This is a genomic window from Microbulbifer sp. TB1203 (genome assembly GCF_030997045.1).
In the GTDB taxonomy this organism is placed as follows: Bacteria; Pseudomonadota; Gammaproteobacteria; order Pseudomonadales; family Cellvibrionaceae; genus Microbulbifer.
The window spans coordinates 2,922,590-2,946,672 of the sequence record NZ_CP116899.1 but is presented as its reverse complement, the minus strand read 5'-3'; the positions used below and the strand labels follow the sequence as shown (position 1 = coordinate 2,946,672).

At 62.4% G+C, this 24,083-nt stretch carries 24 protein-coding genes; 15 read left to right on the top strand and 9 right to left on the bottom strand.

Annotation, left to right across the window (positions count from 1 at the left end):
* Positions 1-52 precede the first annotated feature (52 nt).
* The 5 genes from PP263_RS12305 to uvrA form a co-directional block, all read right to left on the bottom strand.
* A complete protein-coding gene (locus tag PP263_RS12305) occupies positions 53-1,507 on the bottom strand; it encodes a pectin acetylesterase-family hydrolase (RefSeq protein WP_308363809.1) in 1,455 nt (484 codons plus the stop codon).
* Between the two features lie 422 nt (positions 1,508-1,929).
* Complete coding sequence (locus PP263_RS12300; protein WP_308363808.1) at positions 1,930-2,130, bottom strand: hypothetical protein; 201 nt, start codon at positions 2,128-2,130, stop codon at positions 1,930-1,932.
* A gap of 58 nt (positions 2,131-2,188) precedes the next feature.
* Positions 2,189-2,446 carry a hypothetical protein gene (locus PP263_RS12295; protein WP_308363807.1) on the bottom strand — a complete coding sequence of 86 codons (258 nt, stop codon included), beginning with the start codon at positions 2,444-2,446 and terminating at the stop codon, positions 2,189-2,191.
* Positions 2,447-2,475: 29 nt separating this feature from the next.
* On the bottom strand, positions 2,476-3,705 hold the full coding sequence (locus tag PP263_RS12290; RefSeq protein ID WP_308363805.1) for an Nramp family divalent metal transporter: 1,230 nt from the start codon (positions 3,703-3,705) through the stop codon (positions 2,476-2,478).
* Positions 3,706-3,749: 44 nt separating this feature from the next.
* The gene (gene uvrA, locus PP263_RS12285; protein ID WP_308363804.1) at positions 3,750-6,578 is read right to left on the bottom strand and encodes an excinuclease ABC subunit UvrA; all 2,829 of its coding nucleotides are present in this window, start codon (positions 6,576-6,578) and stop codon (positions 3,750-3,752) included.
* Between the two features lie 102 nt (positions 6,579-6,680).
* Here uvrA and PP263_RS12280 point away from each other — a divergent pair, with 102 nt between their 5' ends.
* The 4 genes from PP263_RS12280 to PP263_RS12265 all read left to right on the top strand — a co-directional run bounded on the left by PP263_RS12280 (position 6,681) and on the right by PP263_RS12265 (position 11,076).
* The gene (locus tag PP263_RS12280) at positions 6,681-8,087 is read left to right on the top strand and encodes a mannose-1-phosphate guanylyltransferase/mannose-6-phosphate isomerase (protein WP_308363803.1); all 1,407 of its coding nucleotides are present in this window, start codon (positions 6,681-6,683) and stop codon (positions 8,085-8,087) included.
* A gap of 299 nt (positions 8,088-8,386) precedes the next feature.
* Positions 8,387-9,550, top strand: coding sequence for an MFS transporter (locus PP263_RS12275; RefSeq protein ID WP_308363801.1), 1,164 nt, complete (start codon positions 8,387-8,389; stop codon positions 9,548-9,550).
* 127 nt (positions 9,551-9,677) lie between these two features.
* Positions 9,678-10,232, top strand: a complete 555-nt coding sequence (gene ssb / locus PP263_RS12270; protein ID WP_308363799.1) for a single-stranded DNA-binding protein — start codon at positions 9,678-9,680, stop codon at positions 10,230-10,232.
* Positions 10,233-10,245: 13 nt separating this feature from the next.
* Positions 10,246-11,076 (top strand): sugar nucleotide-binding protein, encoded by an 831-nt coding sequence (locus PP263_RS12265; RefSeq protein WP_308363797.1) that lies wholly within the window; start codon positions 10,246-10,248, stop codon positions 11,074-11,076.
* A 338-nt stretch (positions 11,077-11,414) separates the two neighbouring features.
* On the opposite strand, the gene fabB is transcribed toward PP263_RS12265, so the two are convergent.
* On the bottom strand, positions 11,415-12,638 hold the full coding sequence (gene fabB, locus PP263_RS12260) for a beta-ketoacyl-ACP synthase I (RefSeq protein ID WP_308363796.1): 1,224 nt from the start codon (positions 12,636-12,638) through the stop codon (positions 11,415-11,417).
* A 95-nt stretch (positions 12,639-12,733) separates the two neighbouring features.
* On the bottom strand, positions 12,734-13,258 hold the full coding sequence (fabA, locus tag PP263_RS12255) for a 3-hydroxyacyl-[acyl-carrier-protein] dehydratase FabA (protein WP_308363795.1): 525 nt from the start codon (positions 13,256-13,258) through the stop codon (positions 12,734-12,736).
* 236 nt (positions 13,259-13,494) lie between these two features.
* Here fabA and galU point away from each other — a divergent pair, with 236 nt between their 5' ends.
* Together galU and PP263_RS12245 are read left to right on the top strand one after the other, a co-directional pair.
* Positions 13,495-14,343, top strand: a complete 849-nt coding sequence (gene galU, locus PP263_RS12250) for a UTP--glucose-1-phosphate uridylyltransferase GalU (protein ID WP_308363794.1) — start codon at positions 13,495-13,497, stop codon at positions 14,341-14,343.
* Between the two features lies 1 nt (position 14,344).
* On the top strand, positions 14,345-15,694 hold the full coding sequence (locus PP263_RS12245) for a phosphomannomutase (protein ID WP_308363793.1): 1,350 nt from the start codon (positions 14,345-14,347) through the stop codon (positions 15,692-15,694).
* A 208-nt stretch (positions 15,695-15,902) separates the two neighbouring features.
* Here PP263_RS12245 and PP263_RS12240 read toward each other — a convergent pair whose 3' ends face one another.
* Positions 15,903-16,865 carry a polyprenyl synthetase family protein gene (locus PP263_RS12240; RefSeq protein ID WP_308363792.1) on the bottom strand — a complete coding sequence of 321 codons (963 nt, stop codon included), beginning with the start codon at positions 16,863-16,865 and terminating at the stop codon, positions 15,903-15,905.
* A 233-nt stretch (positions 16,866-17,098) separates the two neighbouring features.
* Here PP263_RS12240 and rplU point away from each other — a divergent pair, with 233 nt between their 5' ends.
* The 9 genes from rplU (at position 17,099) to PP263_RS12195 (ending at position 23,575) form a co-directional block, all read left to right on the top strand.
* On the top strand, positions 17,099-17,410 hold the full coding sequence (rplU, locus tag PP263_RS12235; protein ID WP_183462894.1) for a 50S ribosomal protein L21: 312 nt from the start codon (positions 17,099-17,101) through the stop codon (positions 17,408-17,410).
* A gap of 17 nt (positions 17,411-17,427) precedes the next feature.
* On the top strand, positions 17,428-17,685 hold the full coding sequence (rpmA, locus tag PP263_RS12230; RefSeq protein ID WP_308363790.1) for a 50S ribosomal protein L27: 258 nt from the start codon (positions 17,428-17,430) through the stop codon (positions 17,683-17,685).
* A 178-nt stretch (positions 17,686-17,863) separates the two neighbouring features.
* The gene (cgtA, locus tag PP263_RS12225) at positions 17,864-19,060 is read left to right on the top strand and encodes an Obg family GTPase CgtA (RefSeq protein ID WP_308363789.1); all 1,197 of its coding nucleotides are present in this window, start codon (positions 17,864-17,866) and stop codon (positions 19,058-19,060) included.
* A 101-nt stretch (positions 19,061-19,161) separates the two neighbouring features.
* Positions 19,162-20,295 carry a glutamate 5-kinase gene (proB, locus tag PP263_RS12220; protein ID WP_308363788.1) on the top strand — a complete coding sequence of 378 codons (1,134 nt, stop codon included), beginning with the start codon at positions 19,162-19,164 and terminating at the stop codon, positions 20,293-20,295.
* A 196-nt stretch (positions 20,296-20,491) separates the two neighbouring features.
* On the top strand, positions 20,492-21,127 hold the full coding sequence (locus PP263_RS12215) for a LysE family translocator (RefSeq protein WP_183462886.1): 636 nt from the start codon (positions 20,492-20,494) through the stop codon (positions 21,125-21,127).
* 20 nt (positions 21,128-21,147) lie between these two features.
* On the top strand, positions 21,148-21,771 hold the full coding sequence (locus tag PP263_RS12210) for a hypothetical protein (RefSeq protein ID WP_308363786.1): 624 nt from the start codon (positions 21,148-21,150) through the stop codon (positions 21,769-21,771).
* Positions 21,772-21,823: 52 nt separating this feature from the next.
* Positions 21,824-22,444 carry a Crp/Fnr family transcriptional regulator gene (locus PP263_RS12205; RefSeq protein WP_308363784.1) on the top strand — a complete coding sequence of 207 codons (621 nt, stop codon included), beginning with the start codon at positions 21,824-21,826 and terminating at the stop codon, positions 22,442-22,444.
* A 38-nt stretch (positions 22,445-22,482) separates the two neighbouring features.
* Complete coding sequence (locus tag PP263_RS12200) at positions 22,483-23,220, top strand: SDR family NAD(P)-dependent oxidoreductase (protein WP_308363783.1); 738 nt, start codon at positions 22,483-22,485, stop codon at positions 23,218-23,220.
* 10 nt (positions 23,221-23,230) lie between these two features.
* The gene (locus PP263_RS12195; protein WP_308363782.1) at positions 23,231-23,575 is read left to right on the top strand and encodes a darcynin family protein; all 345 of its coding nucleotides are present in this window, start codon (positions 23,231-23,233) and stop codon (positions 23,573-23,575) included.
* Between the two features lie 52 nt (positions 23,576-23,627).
* On the opposite strand, the gene rpsT is transcribed toward PP263_RS12195, so the two are convergent.
* Entirely contained in the window at positions 23,628-23,894 is a 267-nt protein-coding gene (gene rpsT, locus PP263_RS12190; protein WP_308363781.1) for a 30S ribosomal protein S20, read from the bottom strand.
* Between the last annotated feature and the right edge of the window lie 189 nt (positions 23,895-24,083).

Sequence of the window (24,083 nt, the reverse complement as noted above, 5' to 3'; positions counted from 1 at the left end):
CGACCGCGCAATGCCGTCGCTCCGCATCGTTCACTGGCAATTGATCACTGGATCAGAGCAGTCCTCCCACCAGGTCGTAAAACCAGTTGTGGTTGTTCTCGAAATCGGAAACCTGGTCCGTTTCGTAGGCACGCATCATGCTGCCACCCTGGTAGTTCACGATATTGTTGAGAAAATCCCGCAATACCAGCCCCTGCTCGGCGATCTCGCCATACTCCAGGTCGAGAATGGTGGTGCAGTGGCTCTCGTTGAAATCCCGGTACATGGGAAAGTAGTAGCCCCAGTTGCCGGTCTGCTCGAGTAACGGGATCAGGTTGCTGTGGGTGTCCTGCTGCCACTTCTCGCGCAACTTGTTCAAGCGCGATTCCGGGTCCGGGTCGTTGTAAATATCGTCGTGGAAACGCTCGTAGGAATAGGACGAGAAATTGCCGTCGGCGAGGAAGTGGGTGATGCCCAGGCGATCATCGGGGAACTTGTTGGAGAGGCTTGGGTAGAGCGAGGCCAGTTCGTTGCTGTCAAATCCCGGGGTAATACTGGCGAGCATATTGACCGGATTGACGTCACTGGGATCGCCGCCGGCAGTGAAAGTGGTCCATGAACTCAGTACTTTCTTGTGCAACGGCAGAGACGGATAGCTATTGCTGTCGTTACTGTTTAGCGGGGCCCGGTAGAGTGGGCCAGAATCGTCGATCAGGTAGCCGTAATCCACATTCATATCCGCGCGCAGCTTGGAGTAGTTCAGCAGCGCACCGATACTGCCGGCGCTGCAGCCCGCAGTCACCATCTGTTTCGGTTTCTGCAGGTTGTTCTTCACCCAGGAAGTCACCGCCTGCACATTGCGCACACCGTTGTGGTGCCATACCAAGTCCGGGTTCTCGCCGGTGAGGTCCTGGTAAATTTCAGTTTTGTCGCCGACATAGATGTCACCGGTGCAGTAGGGTACATACACCAGATTCCATTCGCCGGTTTTGAACCGGTTATAGGGGTGGTGGGTATAGATCAGTGGGGATACCGCTGCGGTGGCCAGGTTGGCCGAGTTTTCAAAATCCAGCAGGTTGATATTCTGCACGTAATTGTCGGGGATACCGTTGGGGTTGCGAGCGCCGCGAATACCGTCCGCGCCGGAGCAGCTTTCATAATCCCAGCAGGCACCACCGCCCTCGAAATAGAAGATAGTGTTGCTGGTATCCGGCACCCGGTAGACGAAAAACTTGTAGGGCGAGCCATTGCCGCACATGGCTCCGGTGCTGGCCGGCACATCCACTTTCTGCCAGTTGTCGTAATCGCCGGGGTCGAAGTCGTCGTTGAAATTCGGGTCGTGCAGAGCCAGCGGATACATGCCTTGGGCCTGCTCCGGAGTCACCGGCGCGTTGGCGTCGGGCGGGTCGAACAGGTTGCCGATGGTATCCCAGAAACCGTAGTCGCCAGGTTCTGCGTGGGCGTTGGCGCCGAAGGCAAACAGACCGGCGGCAAACGCCGGGGCCAGATAACGGAGAGTTTTTATCATTATTAAATCCCCTGGGTTGGTTGGAGTTTTCTCTCTGGGCCCCGCCCAAGTCGCAATGCGAGCCGCACCTCAAGGGACAGCGAAAAAGTACCTCTATCCTTATCGACCGCGATAGCCTGGACGCAGGCCCAAATCGCCTGTTGGGTAAAACGATCTGAGAGTAGTGAACAAATCTGATTCGGTCCAGGGAGTTGTGCACTAAAACTGTGCGGTCACCATAGACGTACCAGTCGAGTGCGGATATGGCCCAGACTAACTAGCGCGCCTTCGTGAAGCATCACGAGTAGGGGGCGGGGCCTACTCGCGCAGGCCTGCTATCTGCAGAAACGAATCGGGTGTCTGGAAATTGGTCTGCTGCAGGGAACCAAGGTGGAGTCCTTCGAGCTCGAGCTTTAAGCGTTCCCCTCTATGCAGGCTTCTGGTCAATATTGCTTTACAAATTCCCGGTCGAGAAAACGCACTCCACTTATTTCGCCGGATGGGTCTATGAGAAAGTGCGCCAAACTGCCGCCACCGGTCACTTCAATGCGAAAGGCGTTGCCGCTTGCGTCGTAAATTTCGGCAGGGGAGTGTGCCACTCCCATATGCACCCTCAGTCCCGTCTCACCCAGGAGCCACTTCATAGTGCCGAGAGTCCCCTCTCGTATCGCAGGACTTCACAGAGATTGGGGCTTCTGGCGTTTATTTTGGCTTGGTGGAACTGCTCGACTGGCTTCCGCAAGGAAAGCACTGGTCAGAATGCTGGGTGAGGGCATCGCGCATACAATACTTCGCGCTTTCACAAGGCGCGGCGAAGGGGACTGCGGCACCTATTTCCTGAGAAGCTCGATCTGGAGATACGAATCCGACACCTGGCGGATGCTGTATCACCAGGGCACCAAAACTGAGCCGTTTGAGCTGGTTTTCGATGATGGTCTGGGCGTAGAAGTCCTGATTCACCTCCCCTTCTTTCTGGCTACCCCTCTGTTTTATAGCCAGCCGAAAGCGGAAAGCAGACTGCGTGCGCCCAACAGCAGGGACGCTAACAGTACCAGCAGACCGAGCAGATTCTGCAGCGGTGAATTCCTGTATTTGCCCAGCCGCACCGAGTTCATCTCCCACAGCAGAAACGCCGTCACGATCGGCAGCAGCAAGCCGTTGGCGACCTGCGCGAACCAGATAAGCTCAACCGGCTTGATGCCCAGGGTGGCGATCAGGGTGCCTGCAGCCAGTATCGCCAGCCACACGGCGCGGAAACTTGCGGATTTCAGTTCGGGTTTTAGTCCCAGGACACCGCTCAGCGCATAGGCGGCGGCCAGCGGTGCGGTCAGGGCGGAAGAAATACCGGCGGCGAAGAGTCCCATGCCCATAAAGTAGCGGGCGCCGTTGCCGAACACCGGTTGCAGGGAGTGGCCGATATCCTCTGCGCCGCTCAATATCACCTGTTTGCCGAAGAAGGCAGAGGCGGCGGTGGAGACTATGGCGATGGAGATCAGGCCGCCCAGCGGGATCGAAAAAAAGATATCCCGGCGCGCTTCGGGGAGCTGTTCGGGGTGCCGCCATTTTTCTATGGCACTGGAGCTGTGCAGGAACAGGTTATAGGGCACCACCGTCGTGCCTATCAATGCGATTACCGTCAGCCCCGCGCCCGTGGGTACCCTGGGAATAAGAAGCCCCTTCAGGAAGGTGAGCAGGTCCGGCCTGGTAATGGCGAAGGTGGCCAGAAAGGCGAGGCTCATCAAAAATACGAGAGTAATCAGCGCCCGCTCAATCAGCCGGTAGTTGCCTCGCCACAGCAGCACAAAAGCTACGGCGGCAATCAGCAGCGGCCAGGGATTGAAGTTCCACTGGGTCTGGTCGAAGGCCGCGGAGGTGAGCAGATCCAGTCCCACGCCGGCGCCGGCGATATTGCCGCCCTGGTAGGCGGCATTGCCGATGGCGATGGCGCTGATCACCAGAATAATTGCCGGCCAGCGGGTTGCCGGCCGCCGGAAGGTTTCGCGAATATTTTCCCCCAGCCCCTGTTGGGTCACTATGCCGAGGCGCGCCGCCATCTCCTGCAGAATCATGCTGGCGAATACTGCAAACAACAGTGCCCACAGCAGCGCATAACCGAAGTGGGCGCCGGCCAGGCTGGCGGAAATTACCGTGCCCGGACCGATAAAGGCAGCGGCCACCATGGTGGCGGGGCCAATACTCAGATACCTGCTTTTTTTCATTATGGTTATGGTTGGAGCAAGGTGTTATGAAGGTTTCTTCCCGATCAGCCTGACAGCATTGGTTTCAGGAAGCGACCGGTATGCGAGCCTTTTATCTCCGCCACCTCCTCCGGGGTGCCGGTGGCGATAATCTGTCCGCCGCCGGAGCCGCCCTCCGGCCCCAGGTCGACGATCCAGTCCGCGGTCTTGATCACGTCCAGGTTGTGCTCGATCACCACGATGGTGTTGCCGTGGTCGCGCAGGCGGTGCAGTACGTCCAGCAACAGCTGGATATCGGCGAAGTGCAGGCCGGTGGTGGGTTCGTCGAGGATATACAGGGTCTGGCCGGTATCGCGTTTGGACAGTTCGCGGGAGAGTTTTACCCGCTGTGCCTCGCCGCCGGAAAGCGTCGTCGCCGCTTGGCCCAATTTGATATAGGACAGGCCAACATCCATCAGCGTCTGCAGTTTCTTGGCGATGGCGGGCACCGGGTCGAAAAATTCCCGCGCGTCCTCCACGGTCATCTCCAGGACCTCGTGGATATTCTTGCCTTTGTAGTGCACTTCGAGGGTCTCGCGGTTGTAGCGCTTGCCCTTGCAGGTGTCGCAGGGCACATAGATGTCCGGCAGGAAGTGCATTTCCACCTTGATCACACCGTCGCCCTGGCAGGCTTCGCAGCGGCCGCCCTTGACGTTGAAACTGAAACGCCCCGGCTTGTAGCCGCGGGATCTGGCCTCCTGGGTACCGGCAAACAGTTCGCGAATGGGGGTAAAGATGCCGGTATAGGTGGCGGGGTTCGAGCGCGGGGTGCGGCCGATCGGGCTCTGGTCGATATCCACGCACTTGTCGAAATGCTCCATCCCGTGCACTGCTTTATAGGGCGCGGGCTTTAATGTAGTGGCCTTGTTCAAGGCGGTGGCCGCCAGCGGGTAGAGCGTGGTGTTGATCAGAGTGGACTTGCCGGAGCCGGAGACGCCGGTCACGCAGGTGAACAGCCCCACGGGAATTTCCAGGTCGACGTTCTGCAGGTTGTTGCCGGTGGCGCCCTCGATGCGCAGCATATAGTCCGGGTCCGACACGTAGCGTTCCTCGGGTACGGCGATTTTCTTTTTGCCGGAGAGGTACTGCCCGGTCAGTGAGCGCTTGCACTGGGCAATCTGTTCGTGGGTGCCGGCTACCACTACCTCGCCGCCGTGTACGCCGGCCCCGGGACCGATATCCACGATAAAGTCGGCGCTGCGAATGGCGTCCTCGTCGTGTTCGACCACGATCACAGTGTTGCCGATATCGCGCAGGTGGGTGAGGGTATTGAGCAGCCGCTCGTTGTCGCGCTGGTGCAGGCCGATAGAGGGTTCGTCGAGAATATACATCACGCCCACCAGCCCGGCGCCGATCTGGCTGGCCAGGCGGATGCGCTGGGCCTCGCCGCCGGAAAGGGTCTCGGCGCTGCGGTTCAGAGTCAAATAATTCAGGCCCACGTCCACCAGGAAGCGGAAGCGGTCGCGCAGCTCCTTGAGGATCTTATCGGCGATCTCCTTCTGCGCGCCCCGGAATTTGAGCCGGTTGGCGAAGTAGTCGAAGGCGTCGCCCACCGGCAGTTCGGTGATCTGCGCCAGGGTGCGATTGTCCACGAACACGTGGCGCGCCTCGCGGCGCAGGCGGGTGCCGCGGCATTCCGGGCACTTCTGGGTGCTCAGGTATTTGGCCAGTTCCTCGCGCACCGACTGGGATTCGGTGTCCCGGTAGCGGCGCTGGAAGTTGGGAATAATGCCCTCGAAGGTATGGCGGCGGATGGTGACGTCGCCGCGGTCGTTCACGTAGCTGAAATCGATCGGGGTGTCGCCGCTGCCATACAGGATGACTTCGCGGTGCGTTTTGCGCAGTTTCCTCCACGGCTTGTCCAGGTCGAAGCCGTAGTGCTCGGCCAGGGAGTCGAGCATATGATAGTAGTAGATATTGCGCCTGTCCCAGCCGCGGATGGCGCCTTCGGAGATACTGCTCTCCGGATCGAGGATGACTTTCTCCTCGTCGAAAAATTGCTTTACGCCCAGGCCGTCGCAGCTGGGGCAGGCACCGGCGGGGTTGTTGAAGGAGAAGAGCCTCGGTTCCAGCTCGTTTAGTGAGTAGTCGCACACCGGGCAGGCGTGGCGGGCGGAGAAGAGGTGATCGCCCTGCTTGCCTTCCATAAAACTGATGGAAGCGATGCCGTCGGTCAGGGCCAGTGTCGTCTCGAAGGATTCCGACAGGCGCAGCTGCAGATCCTTGCGCACCTTGAAACGGTCCACCACCACCTCGATGGTGTGCTTCTTGCGCTTGTCGAGCTTGGGTGCGTCGTCCAGGTCGCAGACCAGGCCGTCGATGCGTGCGCGCACGAAGCCGTCGCGCCGGAGCTGCTCGAATACGTGCAGGTGTTCGCCCTTGCGATCCCGCACCACCGGCGCGAGCAGCATCAGCTTGGTGCCTTCCGGCAGCGCCAGTACCTGGTCCACCATTTGGCTGACCGTCTGCGCCTGCAGTGGCTCGCCGTGCTCCGGACAGCGGGGTTCGCCCACCCGGGCGAACAGCAGGCGCAGGTAGTCGTAGATCTCGGTGATGGTGCCCACGGTGGAGCGGGGGTTGTGGGAGGTGGATTTCTGCTCGATGGAGATGGCCGGGGAAAGGCCCTCCACCGTGTCCACATCCGGCTTTTCCATCATCGACAGGAACTGGCGCGCATAGGTGGACAGGGACTCCACATAGCGGCGCTGGCCCTCTGCGTAGAGGGTGTCGAACGCAAGCGAGGACTTCCCGGAGCCGGACAGGCCGGTGATCACGATCAGCTTGTCGCGGGGAATATCCAGGTCGATATTCTTCAAGTTGTGGGTGCGCGCACCCCGTACGTAAATCGTGTCCACGCTCTACCTATTACTTTGGCCGGGAAAACAGGCAAGTATAATCCGGCTGTCAACTGTGCCAAAATTCCCCACCGGAAATTTCCAACCATTAATCGATTTCACATGATCCCCGTTATTCTCTGTGGCGGCACCGGCTCGCGCCTGTGGCCGCTGTCCCGCGAGTGCTACCCGAAACAGTTCCTGCCTCTCGCCGGCAGCCGGACCATGTTGCAGGACACCGCGCTGCGTCTCGACGGCCTGGAGGGATTACAGGCGCCGATCCTGGTGTGCCATGAAGAGCACCGCTTCGCCGCCGCCGAACAGTTGCAGGAAATCGACCGCAAACCCCGGTCGATCCTGCTGGAACCCTGCGCCCGCAATACCGCGCCGGCCATAGCGCTGGCGGCACTGGATGCGCTCGCCGGCGGGGAGGACCCGCTGCTGCTGGTGCTGCCGGCGGATCACGTGGTGGCGGATGCGGTGGCGTTTCGGCGCGCTGCGAAGGCCGCCGGCGAGTTGGCACGGCGAGGCCACCTGGTGACCTTCGGCACAGTGCCCGACTGTGCGGAGACCGGCTACGGCTATATCCGCCGCGGTGAGGACCTGGGCGGCGGCGCCTGGAAAGTGGCGGAGTTTGTCGAAAAGCCGGATGCCGAGACCGCCGAGCGCTACCTGGCCAGCGGCGATTATTCCTGGAACAGCGGTATCTTCCTGTTCCGCGCCTCCCGCTATATCGAGGAGCTGGGCCACTACCGCGCCGATATACTGGCCGCCTGCCGCACCGCCTTCGAGAAGGCGGTGCGGGACCTGGATTTCACCCGCATCGACGCCGGGGCCTTTTCCGCCTGCCGCTCCGAATCGGTGGATTACGCGGTGATGGAAAAGACCGAATCCGCCGCGATATTGCCCCTGGACGCCGGCTGGAGCGATGTGGGCTCCTGGGATGCGCTCTGGGAACTGGCCGAGCGGGACGGCGACAACAACCTGCTGCACGGCGATGTGCTGGCGGAGTCCTCCGAGGGCTGCCTGGTGCGCGCCGACAGCCGGCTGGTGGGGCTGCTCGGCGTGCGCGACCTGGTGGTGGTGGATACCGACGATGCGGTGTTGATCGCGGATAAAAACTGCGTGCAGGACGTGAAAAAGCTGGCGGAGCGGCTGAAGGGCGCGGAGCGCAGCGAGGCGTTGCGTCACCGCAAAGTCTACCGCCCATGGGGCTACTACGATTCCATCGACGCGGGGCCGCGCTTCCAGGTCAAACGCATTCTGGTCAAGCCGGGGCAGCAGCTGTCGCTGCAGATGCACCACCACCGCGCCGAACACTGGGTGGTGGTGCGCGGCACCGCCAGGGTGACCCGGGGCGAAGAGGAACTGCTGCTCACGGAAAACCAGTCCACCTTTATTCCCCTGGGGGTGGTGCACCGGCTGGAAAACCCCGGCACCATTCCGCTGGAACTGATCGAGGTGCAGTCCGGCAGTTACCTGGGCGAGGACGATATCGTCCGTTTCGATGACAGCTACGGGCGCACGTAGGGGCGAGCCTTGTGTTCGCTGGGCGTCCGACTTCTGTGGCCGGTTCCGTGGCGGCCCTGCTACCGGTGGCTCTTTGCGGGACACGGGCTAGGCGCCCCCCCGTGAATACATCCCTGTAGGCTTGTCTGCGAGGTCCCTCTCGCAGACAGTCCCGCAAAGAGCCACCGGCATCAGGGCCTTCGCATCGACATCTTCGTTATATCGGCTTCCGTAGAGCGAACACAAGCTTCGCCTCTACTGTCTCCCGGCCCACCACTGTTACAATGCGCGCCCATTGAAGTAGCACCTTCGGATTGCCGATGAATTCCACCGAACGCCGCGCCCTCGCCGGCCTGGCTTCCCTGTACGTTTTCCGCATGCTCGGCCTGTTTATGGTGCTGCCGGTGTTGTCGGTGTACGGGGCGGACTACCGCGGCAGTACGCCGGCACTGCTGGGGCTGGCGCTCGGGGCCTACGGCCTGAGCCAAGCGTTATTGCAGATACCGCTGGGGATGCTGTCCGACCACTGGGGGCGGAAGCCGGTGATATACACGGGGCTCGCCGTGTTCGCCCTGGGCAGCCTGCTCGCGGCACAGACGGATTCGGTTTACGGGCTGATCGCCGGGCGCATGCTGCAGGGCGCCGGCGCCATCGCCGCGGCCACCATGGCACTGGTGGCGGACCTGACCCGCGACGAGAGCCGGGGTGTGGCTATGGCGGTGATCGGCGCCGCCATCGGCCTGGCGTTTATGCTGGCGGCGGTACTGGGGCCCGTGCTGGCGGGCTTCGGCGGCCTGTCGGCGGTGTTTTGGCTCACTGCGGCCCTGGCCCTGCTGGGCATTCTGCTGCTGTGGCGTCTGGTGCCGACTCCGCAGAGTCCGAGGCGGCCAGCGGTATACCGCGGCGGTTTCCGCCGGGTGCTGGGCTGTGCCGAAGTGCGGCGCCTGGCCGCCGGCGCCTTCTTCCTGCACCTGCTGTTGACTGCGCTGTTCGTGCCCCTGCCGTTGGTGCTGGTGGACACGCTGCGGCTGCCCGGCAGCGAGCACTGGAAAATCTACGGCCCGGTGATGCTGGGGGCTTTTGTAGTGATGTTGCCGCTGATGCGCGCAGCCGAGCGCAGCGGCCGGGCGCGGGTGGCGATGATGTGCGCACAGTTGGCACTGGCCGCCGGCAGTGTCGCACTGTGGGCCGTTTCCGAGCTGTCTCTGGTATTTCTGCTGGCGGTATTCTTTGTCGCCTTCAACCTGCTGGAGGCCCTGATGCCGGCGCAGCTCACCCGGGTGGCGCCGGCGGAGGCTCGCGGCGCCGCGACCGGGTTGTACGCCACGGTGCAATTTCTTGGTGCCTTTTCCGGCGGCAGCCTGGGTGGCTGGCTGTATGGTCTCGGCGGTGCCGGTGCGGTAGCGCAGTTGGGGATTGCGGTGGTCCTGATGTGGGCCGCACTCTGGTGGCGGTTGGACGCCCGTGCGCCGAAAGCCGCCTGACAGGGCGGTTGTGGCTGTTGTATGCTGCTGGATAAAAATACACTGGTTGCCGCAAGGCGGCGACCGCTGAAATGTTCACAATTGTAAATTTCCGGAAAAGATCCGGGCTTATCGAGAGGAGAGGGCCATGGCCAGGGGTATCAACAAAGTCATTCTGATTGGCAATCTGGGCGCAGACCCGGAAACCCGCTACATGCCCAGCGGCGGCGCAGTGACCAATGTGAATCTGGCGACGTCCGAGACCTGGAAGGACAAGCAGACCGGCCAGCAGCAGGAACGCACCGAGTGGCACCGGGTGGTGTTCTTCAACCGCCTGGCGGAGATCGCCGGCGAATACCTGCGCAAGGGCAGCAAAGTGTACATCGAGGGCTCGTTGCGTACCCGCAAGTGGCAGGACAAGAACTCCGGCCAGGACCGCTACACCACAGAAATCGTCGCCAGCGAAATGCAGATGCTGGACAGCCGCGGGGACCAGGGTGGCTATTCCCAGGGCGGCGGCGGATACGACCAGGGCTACCAGCCGCAGGGCGGCCAGTCCGACCCCTATGGTCCTGGCAACCAGGGCCGCTCCGCACCTTCCTCCATGGCGCCGTCCCAGCCATCAAGCCAGCAGCCGCCGAGCCAGCAGGCGCCGGCGAGCGGTGGCTTCGACAACAGTTTCGACGACGACATTCCTTTCTGAGAATCCGCCCGCCGTGCCAGACACCGGCTATACACCGGAATCGGTCGCCGTTATCGGCGCCGGCAACGATATCGACAGCGCACTGCAGAAACGCCTGCAGCGCGCTGGCTTTCGTGTGCAACTGCTGACTCCGGACCAACTGGACCAACTGCGCCCCGGCGCGCTGGTAATCAACGCCTCCTGCTGCGCCGGGGGCAAGGGCATGGCCGCGGCCCTGTGGGCATGCCGCGCGCTGGCGCAAAAATCCCGCAACCCGATTCTGCACCTTTCCTCCTACCAGGTTTTTGCCGGCGGGGCGCGAAAGCGCTACGACGAGGAGGACGAGCCTGCGCCGGCCACCGAGGCCGGGCGCCAATGGCTGGAGTGCGAACATGCCCTGGAGGGACGCGACAATGTGAGCGTGCTGCGCTTCGGTTGGATGCTTGACCGCAGCGAAGATGCGTTGCTCGGGCGGGTGCTGCGCGGCCTGGTGGCGCACCAGCCGATCGCCCTGGACGACCGCAGTCGCGGCAGCCCGGTGACAGTGGCGGATATGGCCCGGGTGGCGGTGGCGGTGGTCCAGCAACTGGCCAGCGGCGCCCCGACCTCCGGTGTCTACCACTACGGCGCCGCCGACAGCTGCACCGCACTGGAGTTTGCCCATGAAGTGGTGGAGCGCGCGCAATCCTTCTACGACGAGGACCTCTCGCCACAGCTGAGCGCGCTGCCCGCCGCAGAGGATCGCAGCGCAGTGCTGGCCTGTAATAAATTGCGGGACGTTTTCGGTATTCAGCAGCGCAGCTGGCGCCAGGGACTCACCCGGCAGGTGGAGCTGTGGTTGGAAAAGCTGGAGGCCGAGGCATAAGGGGGAGCCTTGTTTTCCCCTTTGCCTGGACCAAAGTTAATTCCGTGGCGGCCCTTCGGCCCCTCTCGCAGACAAAACGGCAGGATTGCTGTTTTGGACGCCGAAGGCGCCCGAAGGGCGAGCGGTTCGGCGCTCCGAGCCATGGATGGCCCGAGTCACTGTCCCGCAAAAAACCACCGGTATCAGGACCTTCGCATCGAGGGTTTTGGCTTCACCGGCCCATGTAGGAGCGGCCCATGGCCGCGATCAGAGCTTCGGGTTGCCCCGGCCATCGATCGCGGCCATGGGCGGATGGCCGCCCCGCCGCTCCTACAGGTAAACGTTCAGGCCTTAAACAATCAGGCCTTGTCGAAAATCAGGCAGGCATTGGTGCCGCCAAAGCCGAAGCTGTTGGACATGGCGCGCTTGACCTTCTGACTACGCAGCTCTGTTACCAGGTCCATTCCCTCTGCCGCTTCGTCTCTGTGCTCCACATTGGCAGAGGCAGTGAGAAAGTCGTTCTGCATCATCAGCAGGCAGTAGATGGCCTCCTGCACGCCGGCAGCGCCCAGGGAGTGACCGGTAAGGGATTTGGTGGAGGAGAAGGCCGGTACCTTGTCGCCGAAAACTTCGCGCATGGCCCTGAGTTCCGCCACATCGCCCACCGGGGTGGAGGTGCCGTGAGTGTTGATATAGTCCACCGGGCCCTCCAGACCCTTGCCGTCCATGCCCGCCAGCGCCTGCTGCATACAGCGCACCGCGCCCTCGCCGCTGGGGGCCACCATATCGTAGCCGTCGGAAGTGGCGCCGTAGCCGGTCAGTTCGGCGTAGATGGTAGCGCCGCGGGCTTTTGCATGCTCCAGTTCCTCCAGCACCACGCAGCCGCCGCCGCCGGCGATCACGAAGCCGTCCCGGTCCACGTCATAGGGGCGCGAGGCCTTGGTGGGCTCGTCGTTGTACTTGGTGGACAGGGCACCCATGGCATCGAACAGATGGGTGAGACTCCAGGCCAGCTCCTCGCCGCCACCGGCGAAAACGATATCCTGCTTGCCCATCTGGATCAGCTCGGCGCCGTTACCGATGCAGTGGGCACTGGTGGAGCAGGCGGAGGAGATGCTGTAGTTGACCCCCTTGATCTTGAAGGGGGTGGCCAGGCATGCGGACACGGTGCTGCCCATCACCTGGGGTACCCGGTAGGCGCCCACGCGGCGCACGCCTTTCTCCTTGAGTATCTGCGCCGCCTCGATAATGGCGGCGGTGGAGGTGCCGCCCGAGCCCATCACTATGCCGGTGCGCGGGTTGGAGATATCGCTCTCCTCCAGTCCCGCCATGCGGATCGCCTCCTGCATAGCGACATACGCGTAGGCGGCAGAGTCGCCCATAAAACGCAGGTGCTTGCGGTCGATATGCTCCTTGAAGTCGATATCCACTTCGCCGCCCACCTGGCTGCGCAGGCCAAGTTCCCGGTATTCCTCCTGGAAGCGGATGCCGCTGCGGCCCGCCTTTAATGCGGCGGTGACCGCTTCAGTGTCGGTGCCGATGCAGGAAGTGATGCCCATTCCGGTGATAGCAACCCGGCGCATAGTGATCTCCAGTAAAACTTTACGACAGTGTAACGCTGTTATTCTTGTGGTTCGCAGCGGACTTAAACCTGTGTCCGCGACCTCGCGGCCGCGGATTAAAAGTTGTCAGTGCGGGTAAACAGGCCGACCCGCAGGTCCTTGGCTGTGTAGATCTCGCGACCGTCCACCGATACCGAGCCATCGCCGATACCCATGACCAGCTTGCGTTCCACCAGCCGGCTCATTTGAATATGGTAGGTGACCTTCTTATTGGTCGGCAGAATCTGGCCGGTGAATTTCACCTCGCCGCAACCCAGGGCGCGGCCGCGGCCAGGGTTGCCCTTCCAGGCCAGGAAGTAGCCCAGCAGCTGCCACATGGCGTCCAGACCCAGGCAGCCGGGCATCACCGGATCGCCGGGGAAGTGGCATTCGAAGAACCACAGGTCCGGGTGAATATCCAGTTCCGCGACCAGTTCGCCCTTGCCGTAGGCGCCGCCTTCCTTGGAGATATGGGTGATGCGGTCGAGCATCAGCATATCGGGGGCGGGCAGCTGGGCGTTGCCGGGGCCGAACATCTCGCCTTGAGAGCAGGCCAGCAGCTCTTCACGGCTATAGCTGCTTTTTTGAACGAAATTACTCATTTTGTTCCCGTTGTTGGGTATCTGGGCAATAAAGAGTGGGCGTTTTTGTAAGAGCAGGGCATTCTAAAGACTGAGAATAGCTTGTCCAGTCAGTCATAAGTGTTTTTGTGACCGGTGACAGAAGCACGAATCACGCCAGCCGGCTGGCTGGCATGGGCCTTGCTGCTCGTTGCTGGGATTTTATGATAAGTTGCACACGCGCGGGGAAGCGCTGAAAGAAACTATCGGGGTTAGGAATGCTAAAGAAATGTCTGTTTCCGGTTGCCGGCTACGGCACCCGGTTCCTGCCGGTCACCAAGGCCATGCCCAAGGAGATGCTGCCGCTGGTAAATAAGCCACTGGTACAGTACGGCGTGGAGGAGGCCATCGAAGCCGGATTGACCGAGATCGGCTTCGTCACCGGGCGTGGCAAACGCGCCATCGAGGATCACTTCGACACCAATTTCGAACTGGAACACCAGATCGCCGGCACCGGAAAGGAACGCTACCTGGACTGTGTGCGCAAGGTGATCGACAGCGCCAGCTTCTCCTATACCCGCCAGGGGGAGATGCGCGGCCTGGGTGATGCCATCCTGCAGGGGCAGCGCCTGGTGGGCGACGAACCCTTCGCCGTGGTGCTGGCGGACGATCTGTGCCTGAACGGCGAACTGGGCGTGCTGGGGCAGATGGTCCAACTCTACAAACAGTTCCGCTGCAGCATCGTCGCGGTGGAAGAGGTTCCACAGGAGCAGATCCATAAGTTCGGTGTCATTGCCGGCAACGAGATAAAACCGGGCCTCTATCAGGTCACCGACATGGTGGAGAAGCCGGCGGCGGAAGATGCACCCAGCAACATGGCCATTATCGGCCGCTATATTCTCACCCCGGATATCTTCGAGCTGATCCGCGAGACCCCCCCGGGAAAGAACGGCGAGGTGCAGATCACCGACGCCCTGCTGGCCCAGGCCCAGCGCGGCTGCGTTCTTGCCTATCGCTTCAAGGGGCGCCGCTTCGACTGCGGCTCCGTGGACGGCTTTATCGAGGCCACCAACTACGTCTACGAAAATGTCTACCTGCCGGAGCAGGCCGAGCTGGAGAAGAAGTAAAGTGACTGAGCTGACCTGTTTCAAGGCCTACGACCTGCGCGGTCGTGTGCCCGACGAACTGAACACCGATATCGCCTACCGCGTGGGCCGCGCCTTCACCCAGTTTCTGGGCGCCCGCCGTGTGGTGGTGGGGCACGATATCCGCCTCACCAGTGGCGAACTCACCGACGCCCTGGTCGAGGGCTTGCGCGACGCCGGCGCCGATGTGTTCCATATCGGGCAATGCGGCACCGAGGAGGTCTACTTCTCGACCTTCCACAAGGACCTTGACGGCGGCATCTGCGTGACCGCCAGCCACAACCCGATGGACTACAACGGCATGAAGTTCGTGCGCGCCGGCAGCCGCCCGATCAGCGCCGACACCGGCCTGCTGGACATCAAGCGATTGGCGGAGGAAAACGACTTCGGCCCGGTGGAGAAGCGCGGCGAACTGCAGCGTTACGAACACCGCGCGGATTTCGTCAAACACCTGCTCGGCTACGTGGACGTCGCCCAGTTGAAGCCGCTCAAGTTGGTGGTCAATGCCGGCAACGGCGGCGCCGGCATGGTGGTGGACGCCCTGGCCCCGCACCTGCCGTTCGAGTTTGTGCGCGTGTATCACCAGCCGGACGGCAGCTTCCCCAACGGTATTCCCAACCCGCTGCTGCCGGAAAACCGCGCTGCCACCGCGCAGGCGGTGTGTGCGAGCGGCGCCGACTTCGGCATTGCCTGGGACGGTGACTTCGACCGCTGCTTCTTTTTCGATGAGAGCGGCTCCTTTATCGAGGGTTATTACGTGGTCGGCTTGCTGGCGGCGGCCTTCCTGGCCAAGCAGCCTGGCGCCAAGGTAGTGCACGACCCGCGCCTGGTGTGGAACACCCGGGATATCGTCGAATCCGCCGGCGGCGTGCCGATAGAGAGCAAGAGCGGGCACGCCTTTATCAAGGAGCGCATGCGTATGGAGGACGCCATCTACGGCGGTGAGATGAGCGCGCACCACTACTTCCGGGACTTCGCCTATTGCGACAGCGGTATGATCCCCTGGCTGTTGGTGGCGGAGCTGGTCAGCCGCAGCGGCATGCCCTTGTCCCAGTTGGTGGGTGAGCGTATGGCCGCCTTCCCCTGTTCCGGTGAAATCAACTCCACGGTGGAAGACCCGGTGGGGCTGCTGAAGGCGGCGGAGGAAAAATACGGTCCCGGCGCCGAGAGCGTCGAGCATGTGGACGGCCTCAGCGTCGCCTTTGCCGATTGGCGCTTCAACCTGCGCATGTCAAACACCGAGCCGGTGGTGCGCTTGAATGTGGAATCCCGCGGAAACGAGCTGTTGATGCGCGAGAAGACCGAGGAGCTGCTGAATCTGATCCGCGGATAATCTTGTCGGGACTCGGGATTCATGTAGGGGCCTGCTTGCAGGCGAACAGGAGCGGAGCTCCGTAGCCCTTCGCCTGCCAGTGGGCTCCTACGGCCGCGTCGCCCTGGGACCGCGGAGCTCCAGCTCCGCACGCGGGCCGCAGGCCCGCTAAAGTGAAGATGCGGAGCGGGAGCCTTCAGCCACTTAAAAAGCTCCGCGGTCCCGGGACCTATGCGCTTCTTTCCACCGCAAAACTGGCCAGTTGCTGCAGTGCGGTCTTATGCTCCCCCTCCGGCAGAAACGCCAGATGCTCCCGGGCCTTACCCACTGCCGTCCGCGCCTGTTCCAGGGTGTAATCTATCGCGCCGCAACTCTCGATTGCCTCGACAATCTCTGCCAGCCGGGCCCCGCTGCGCTGCTCGATCGCCTCGCGCACCAGCGCCGCCTGCACTGGGCTGCCGTTGGCCATGGTATAGATCAGCGGCAGTGTGGGTTTACCTTCAGCCAGGTCATCGCCCACATTTTTGCCCAGGGCCGAAGGGTCGCCGCGATAATCCAGTGCGTCGTCCACCAGTTGGAAGGCCAGGCCCAGGTGGCGGCCGTAGAGCTTGAGTGATGTGCGTTCCTCCCCTGTGCAGCCGGACAGCACAGCGGCGGTTTCACAGGCGGCCTCGAACAGCGCACCGGTCTTCTTGTGAATCACGGTCAGGTAGTTGTCTTCGCCCACCTCCGGGTCGCCGGCGTTGACCAGCTGCTGCACCTCTCCCTCGGCGATGGTGTTGGTGGTGTCCGAGAGAATGGCCATGATGTCCATATCCTTCAGTGCCACCATCATCTGGAAGGCGCGGGAATAGAGGAAGTCCCCCACCAGTACGCTGGGCGCGTTGCCCCACTTGGCATTGGCGGTGAGGCGGCCGCGGCGCATCTCCGAGACGTCCACCACATCGTCGTGCAGCAGGGTGGCGGTGTGGATAAACTCGATGATCGCCGCCAGGCTGATGTGGTCGCGGTCCCGGTAGCCGGTGGCGCGGCTGCAGAGCAGTACCAGCAGCGGCCGCAGCCGCTTGCCGCCGGCCTCTACCAGGTAGTGACCGATGTTTTCCACCAGGGGGACGTCCGAGTGCAGTTGGTCGATAATCAGCTGGTTGACCGCGGCAAAATCCTCGGCGGCGACCCGGTGGAAAGGCAACATGCATTGATTCCTTATACTGCTTTGTAGAGGCCTGCCCGGTGGCTCCGGAGTGGCGAAGGGCGGCTATTGTATCAATCCGGCGAATTGATTAGAATCTGCGCCCCGCTGTAACCGGGCTCTTTCGGCCCGCGGCGGCAGTTTTAAAACAACACGGCGCAAGCTCCCGAAATGCGGAGCAGTGACTGAACGGTCCTACCCGCTGCTTCGTGTCGTCCATATCGGAGCATAGAAATATGTACGCTGTTATCGAGAGCGGTGGCAAACAGCACCGCGTAGAAGAGGGCGAAGTGCTTCGCCTGGAGAAGCTGGAAGTAGCCACCGGCGAAACCATCGATTTCGACAAGGTGCTGATGGTTGTGGATGGCGACACCATCAACATCGGCGCGCCCCTGGTGGGCGGCGCCAAAGTGACCGGCGAAGTGGTAAGCCACGGCCGCGGCGACAAGGTGAGAATCATCAAGTTCCGCCGCCGCAAGCACTCCATGAAGCGCCAGGGCCACCGTCAGTGGTACACCGAAGTCAAGATCACTGGCATCAAGGCATAAGAGAGGAGTAACGACTCATGGCACACAAGAAAGCTGGCGGTAGTACGCGCAACGGTCGCGATTCCGAAAGTAAACGCCTGGGCGTGAAGCGCTTTGGCGGCCAGTCCGTATCGGCGGGCAGCATCATCGTGCGTCAGCGCGGCACCAAGTTCCACGCCGGCGTCAACGTAGGTATGGGCAAGGACCACACCCTGTTCGCCACCGCCGAAGGGGTGGTGAAGTTCGAGGTGAAGGGCCCCAACAACCGCAAGTTCGTTTCTATTGAAACAGCCTGAACGGTTGCGTAGCCCGGAGAAGCCCCGCCTAGTGCGGGGTTTTTTCATTCGGGCCATCCATGGCCCTCAGCCTTCGGCTGTACAAAACGGCTGTCCTGCCGTTTTGTGTCTCTGCTGGGAGCGCCGAGCCCCGGCTCGGCTTGCGGGCCGCAGGCCCGCCCAATAGATTGAAAACACCATGAAATTTGTCGACGAAGCTCCCATTCACGTCCAGGCCGGCAAGGGCGGTAACGGCTGCCTGAGTTTCCGCCGGGAAAAGTTCGTCGAGAAGGGCGGCCCGGATGGCGGTGACGGCGGCGACGGCGGCTCCGTGTACCTGTTGGCGGACGACTCCCTCAACACCCTGGTGGATTACCGCTACCAGCCACGCTACCGCGCCGAGAGTGGCGAGCCGGGTCGCGGGCGCAACTGCACCGGCGCCAAGGGAGAGGATCTGGTACTGAAAGTGCCGGTGGGCACCACGGTTATCGACGTGGACACCGGCGAGACCCTGGGCGATATGACCGAGCCCGGCGAGCGCCTGCTGGTCGCCCAGGGCGGTTTCCACGGCCTCGGCAACACCCGCTTCAAGTCCAGTACCAACCGCGCGCCACGCCAGACCACCAACGGCACCGAGGGGGAAGAGCGCAGCCTGAAGCTGGAACTCAAGGTGCTGGCGGACGTGGGCCTGCTGGGCCTGCCCAATGCCGGCAAGTCCACCTTTATCCGCGCCGTTTCCGCGGCCAAGCCCAAGGTGGCCAACTATCCGTTTACCACCCTGGTGCCCAATCTCGGCGTGGTACAGGTGCAAAGGCACCGCAGCTTTGTGATCGCCGATATCCCGGGCCTGATCGAAGGGGCCGCCGGGGGCGCCGGTCTGGGTATCCGCTTCCTCAAGCACCTGACCCGCTGCCGGGTGCTGCTGCACCTGGTGGACCTGGCCCCCTTCGACGGCTCCGACCCGGCGGAAAACGCCCGCGCCATCGAGCGCGAGTTGGCCGCCTTCAGCCCCACCCTAGCCGGCCGCGAGCGCTGGCTGGTGCTGAACAAGACCGACCTGGTGCCGGCGGCGGAGCTGGATCAGCGCTGTAACGCCATCGTCGAAGCACTGGATTGGCAGGGGCCGGTATTCCGGGTGGCCGCAATCCGCGGCGAAGGCACCGGCGTCCTCGCCGGCCGGCTGATGGACTATCTGGAAGAGCGCAAGGAGGAGGAGTCCGCCGACCCCGAGTTGGCCGAGGCGGAGCTGGAATCCCAGCGCCGCATGCAGCGCGAGGCCCGGGAGCGCATCGACGAGTTGCGCGAGGCTCAGCGGGCCAAGCGCCGCGTGGCTGGCGAGGATGATGAAGATTGGGACGACGACGATCACGACGTCGATATAGAATACCGCCATTGAAACGGGGCCCCGCCGGGAGCGTCGAGTTGTCTACCTTCAGCTGAGGGCTCCAGCTCGGCACGCGGGCCGAAGGCCCGCTGTTGAATTGTTTCGGGGGAAAAATGGGTTCCGCATCCGCTCGTCAGCGCCTCACTGCCAGCAAACGCTGGGTCATCAAAATCGGCAGCGCCCTGCTCACCGACAACGGCCGCGGTGTCAACCGCGCCGCCATCTTCAACTGGGTGGCGCAGATAGCCGCCCTGCGCGAACGGGGTATCGAGGTGCTGCTGGTTTCCTCCGGCGCCGTGGCCGCGGGCATGGATCGCCTCGGCTGGCGCCGCCGCCCGGATTCAATTCATCAGCTCCAGGCCGCCGCCGCCATCGGCCAGAGCCACCTGGTGCAGATCTACGAGCACGCCTTCGGCCAGTTCGACTGCCGCACCGCGCAGATACTGCTCGACCACGACGACCTCTCCAATCGCACGCGCTATCTCAATGCGCGCAGCACCCTGCGCACCCTGCTGTCCCTGGGCGCCGTGCCCGTTATCAATGAAAACGACACAGTGGTCACCGACGAGATACGCTTCGGCGACAACGACACCCTGGCGGCACTGGTGGCCAACCTGGTGGAGGCGGATGCACTGCTGATCCTCACCGATGCCGGCGGCCTGTTCACCCAGGACCCGCGGGACAACCCCGCCGCCGAACTGATCCGCGAGGCCTCGGCGGCGGATCCCAAACTGATGGCGATGGCCGGCGGCTCGCGCAGCGGTCTGGGCCGCGGCGGCATGACCACCAAGGTGCGCGCGGCCCAACTGGCGGCGCGCTCCGGCGCCTGCACGGTAATCGCCGGCGGCGCCACGGAAAATATTATCGAGCGCGTGTGCGGCGGCGAGCCGTTGGGCACGCTGCTGTTGCCGGAGGCGGACCCGCTCACCGCGCGCAAACGCTGGCTCGCCGGCCAATTGCAGGTGCGTGGCAGGCTCACCCTGGACGCCGGCGCCGAGACGGCGCTGCGCACCGGCGGCAGAAGCCTGCTGGCGGTGGGGGTAACCGGAGTGGAGGGGCGCTTCCGCCGCGGAGAGCTGGTCTCCTGCTACAACAGTTCCGGCGAGGAAATCGCCCGCGGGCTGGTGAATTACGACAGCCAAGAAGCCGGGAAAATTCTCGGCCAGCCGTCGGAGAAATTCACCGAGTTGTTGGGCTACCGCGACGACAAGGAACTGATCCACCGCGACAACCTGATTCTGCTGTAGGAGCCGGCCGCTGGGAACGCCGAGCCCCAGCTCGGCATTGCGGGCCGCAGGCCCGCTGATTCGCGAATGACTCGCACATCTATGTGCCTCGGCTTTTGGCCAACTGAAGCTGCCCAAATCCGCTATCCTGGCCCATTTGATCGCGGCCAACGGCCGCTCCTACAGGTTCTTGCAATCTGCGATAACGGAGATATCGATGATTTCTCTAACCGAATGGCTGGTATTCGCCGGCGCGGCGCTGCTGGTGGTGCTGACGCCGGGTCCGAACATGATTTACCTGGTTTCCCGGGCGGTTTGCCAGGGCAGGAGGGGCGGGTTCATTTCGCTGCTGGGGGTGATCGCCGCATTTCTGGTGCATATCCTCGCCGCCGCCGCGGGGCTGACCGCGCTGCTACTGGCGGTGCCGCTGGCCTACGAGCTGCTGAAATGGGCCGGGGCCGCATACCTGTTGTGGCTGGCCTGGCAGGCATTGCGCCCGGGTTCCCGTTCGCCGTTCGACCCCAGGCAACTGCCGCCTGATACTCCGACCCGGCTGTTTGCCATGGGCTTCCTTACCAACCTGCTGAACCCCAAGGCCGCGGTGTTCTACCTGTCCATCTTCCCGCAGTTTATCGACCCGGAGCGAGGAGGAGTGTTTGTGCAGGGGCTGCTGCTCGGCCTGACGCAGATTTCTGTGAGTTTTTCCGTGAACCTGTTGATCGTACTTTCGGCCGCGGGCGTTTCCCGCTGGTTTGCCCGCAATCCCCTGTGGCTGGCGGTGCAGCGCTATGTGATGGGTTTTGTGCTGGCCGGCCTGGCTGTGCGGCTGGCGGCGGAGCAGCGGCGGGCCTGATTCGATAAAAAGGAATGGCTATGAAATTAAATCTGATTCGCCAGGGAGACTGGCGCCGATTGCTGGTGGATACACTGGTTGTGTTGATCGGGGTGCTGGCGGCGCTGGTGTTGAACAATGTCCGCGAGGATGTGGTGGCGGAGCGGGCTGCCCGCGTGGCCACGGTGCGATTGATACAGGAGGTAGAGCAGAATGCCGAGGAATTGCGGAATATCCACGAAGAGGTGGAGCGGCGTTTGTCCCTGCTGCGCGAACTGCGCGAACAGCTGCCGGCTGACAAGAGTCTGAGGGATCTGGTGGGGCAATTCCACGGCTACTCGATGCCGGAACTGAATGCGTCGTCCTGGGAGTACCTCTCCCGCAGTGCCCTGGCGGACGCTGTCGATTCCGAACTGCTGCAGGAGGCGTTTGCCTTGTACAGCATCAACAAGCATTTCGACCGGCTGAACGAACAGATCCAGGATATTGTTTACTCTGAACTCTTTGTCTCCCCGGACAAGACTGCGGCCGCGATCGATATTTCCGAGACAATTATGTGGCAGCAGTTGCTATGGATGGAGGAGTTATTGCCAAAATACGAGCAGTTTCTTTCCCGCTATTCTGCGGAGCCTCGTGAAGGGGAGATGGGAGTCGATCTTAAATAATGCCCGCTGCCGAAGACGGCGGGGTTTTGTCGAACTGGATGGATATTCGCTGATGGCGACCCCTCCTCCACCGTCGGCTGATTTGCACATTTTGTTCAGCCGCTTTTACGCTATTTCAGGTGCCGCCTGGCGCGCCGCGAAGCCCTGCTTCTCCTGGCGCCGGTTCGAAAAGGGGGCGCATTTTATCGAGGCGGGCGCGCCGGTGGCGGAGCTGTTTTTCCTCACCGACGGCCTGGCCCGCTTTTACTACCTGGATGTACAGGGGCGGGAATTCAATAAAAGTTTTGCCGAGACGGGGGCGGTGTTGAGCAGTGTATCCGCTCTGGTTTCCGGCTCGCCCTCGTCGTTTTTTGTGCAGGCGTTGCAGTCATCGCAGTGCCTCAGCGTCGCTTACCGTGATTTTCTTGCATTGACGGAAGAGTTCGATGCGTGGCGCCAGTTGCAGTTACGGCTGCTGGAGCAACTGGTTATCAGGAAGGAGCGCCGCGAGGCCGATTTCCTGCGCCTCTCCGCCACCGAGCGCTACCAGCAGTTCCTGCGGGAATACGCCCGCGTTGCCCACGCCATTCCCAACTATCATATCGCCTCCTATCTGGGGATTACCGAAGTCGCGCTTTCGCGCATTCGCAGGCGCCTGAAATTAACTCGGGTTAATGACCCTGCGTCCGGCTGAATGAATGCTGTCGCCCTTCAGTCAACGGAGGGGAGTTTATGCATCTGAGCGGCAATACCATTCTGATCACCGGTGGCAGTGAGGGCGTCGGCTTGGCCCTGGCGCGATCGCTGATTGCAGTCAACAGAGTAATCATCTGTGGGCGCAGCAGGGAAAAGCTGAGTCGCGCAAGGGCGGAGTTGCCGGACCTGCACACTCACGCTTGTGATATCACCGACAGCGCCCAGCGGGCCCAGTTGGTGCGCCGGTTGGGCGAGGATTTCCCCGAACTCAATGTCCTTATCAACAATGCCGGGGGTAAGTCCCCCGCCGATCTGCTCGATCCCGCCGACGCAGAGTCGGCGCTGGCGATGGATATGGCGCTGAACTTTGCCGCGCCGGTGATGCTGGCCACTCAGCTATTGTCCGGTCTGCGCGCCCGGCCCTGCGCGGCGGTTGTCAATGTCACAACCGGTCTGGTGTACCTGCCCAAGGCGGAGCAGGCATTTTACTGCGCGGCCAAAGCGGCGCTGCACTCTTACAGTCGCAGCCTGCGGTGGGCGCTGCGGGATTCCAAGGTGGAGGTGTGCGAGGTACTGTTGCCACTGGTGGATACCAATTTCCACCGCGGCCGGCTGCCGCGGAATATCCGGGCGATCAGCGCCGAGCGCGCCGCCGAGTTGGTCCTGCGGGGCATTGCCCGCGGCGCGCCGGAGCTGCGCCCGGGAAGGTCGGCGCTGGCACGCTGGCTGGACTTCCTCGCACCCCATCGAGGTCTGGCTGCGGTCAACCGCTGAGGGGTCTTTTGTGGCGACCAGATATACATTTTTTATGCATCTCAACGCTACGCGCCACTGGCTGTCCCTAAGCCGGGAGGAGCGCAGGGCATTTTTCAGCGATTCGCTCGCTGGAATCTTTGCCCGCTACCCACGGGTTTCAGTGCGTTTTTACGACGTGGAGGCGTTTAGCGGCCAGTGCAGCGATATTGCGGTCTTCGAAACCGCATCGCTGCGGGATTATCGCTTCCTGATCGATGCGCTGCGGGACAGTGAAATCTATACCCGTCCCTTCTTTGAGGTGGTGGGGCTCTTTCCGGCGGTGGAGGATGGTTTTGTGGAATATGAGGGCGAGTTGCAGCGCGGCCGGACATAAAAAAAGCCCCGTCGGTTGGCGGGGCTTTTTATTCTCGCTTGCGCGGCGAAGATCAGGTGGCCAGGGCCTTGATCTGCGCGTTCAGGCGGCTCTTGTGACGGGCGGCCTTATTCTTGTGAATAATGTCCTTGTCCGCCATGCGGTCGATGACCGGCACCGCTTCCGCGTAGGCGGTCTTGGCTTTTTCCGCGTCACCTGCATCAATGGCCGCAACTACCTTCTTGATGTAGGTGCGCACCATGGAGCGCAGGCTGGCGTTGTGTTGGCGACGCTTGTCGTTCTGGCGCGCGCGCTTTCTGGCTTGAGGTGAGTTGGCCACCGATTGCTCCTGTCTGGAATCTCTGAAATCTGTATCTTCGGGCCCGGGGCCCGATTGGGACGCGACATTATCCCCAGGACCGGTTGTTTGTCAACCATGGCGGGCCCCGGATCCCGGAAAGAAAGCCGGAGCCCGGTGCGAAGGCCTGATGCCGGAGCCCGTTCGTGAAACGTTTGCCGATGAGGCTGT

Coding starts and splice junctions, on each gene's coding strand:
- PP263_RS12240 (WP_308363792.1), bottom strand. CDS start 16,865: ATGTTGCCTTTCCACCGGGTCGCCGCCGAGGATTTTGCCGCGGTCAAC.
- fabB (WP_308363796.1), bottom strand. CDS start 12,638: ATGCGCCGGGTTGCTATCACCGGAATGGGCATCACTTCCTGCATCGGC.
- PP263_RS12215 (WP_183462886.1), top strand. CDS start 20,492: ATGATTTCTCTAACCGAATGGCTGGTATTCGCCGGCGCGGCGCTGCTG.
- galU (WP_308363794.1), top strand. CDS start 13,495: ATGCTAAAGAAATGTCTGTTTCCGGTTGCCGGCTACGGCACCCGGTTC.
- PP263_RS12210 (WP_308363786.1), top strand. CDS start 21,148: ATGAAATTAAATCTGATTCGCCAGGGAGACTGGCGCCGATTGCTGGTG.
- rpmA (WP_308363790.1), top strand. CDS start 17,428: ATGGCACACAAGAAAGCTGGCGGTAGTACGCGCAACGGTCGCGATTCC.
- PP263_RS12280 (WP_308363803.1), top strand. CDS start 6,681: ATGATCCCCGTTATTCTCTGTGGCGGCACCGGCTCGCGCCTGTGGCCG.
- proB (WP_308363788.1), top strand. CDS start 19,162: ATGGGTTCCGCATCCGCTCGTCAGCGCCTCACTGCCAGCAAACGCTGG.
- PP263_RS12205 (WP_308363784.1), top strand. CDS start 21,824: ATGGCGACCCCTCCTCCACCGTCGGCTGATTTGCACATTTTGTTCAGC.
- cgtA (WP_308363789.1), top strand. CDS start 17,864: ATGAAATTTGTCGACGAAGCTCCCATTCACGTCCAGGCCGGCAAGGGC.
- rplU (WP_183462894.1), top strand. CDS start 17,099: ATGTACGCTGTTATCGAGAGCGGTGGCAAACAGCACCGCGTAGAAGAG.
- PP263_RS12305 (WP_308363809.1), bottom strand. CDS start 1,507: ATGATAAAAACTCTCCGTTATCTGGCCCCGGCGTTTGCCGCCGGTCTG.
- PP263_RS12200 (WP_308363783.1), top strand. CDS start 22,483: ATGCATCTGAGCGGCAATACCATTCTGATCACCGGTGGCAGTGAGGGC.
- fabA (WP_308363795.1), bottom strand. CDS start 13,258: ATGAGTAATTTCGTTCAAAAAAGCAGCTATAGCCGTGAAGAGCTGCTG.
- PP263_RS12290 (WP_308363805.1), bottom strand. CDS start 3,705: ATGAAAAAAAGCAGGTATCTGAGTATTGGCCCCGCCACCATGGTGGCC.
- ssb (WP_308363799.1), top strand. CDS start 9,678: ATGGCCAGGGGTATCAACAAAGTCATTCTGATTGGCAATCTGGGCGCA.
- PP263_RS12300 (WP_308363808.1), bottom strand. CDS start 2,130: ATGAAGTGGCTCCTGGGTGAGACGGGACTGAGGGTGCATATGGGAGTG.
- PP263_RS12275 (WP_308363801.1), top strand. CDS start 8,387: ATGAATTCCACCGAACGCCGCGCCCTCGCCGGCCTGGCTTCCCTGTAC.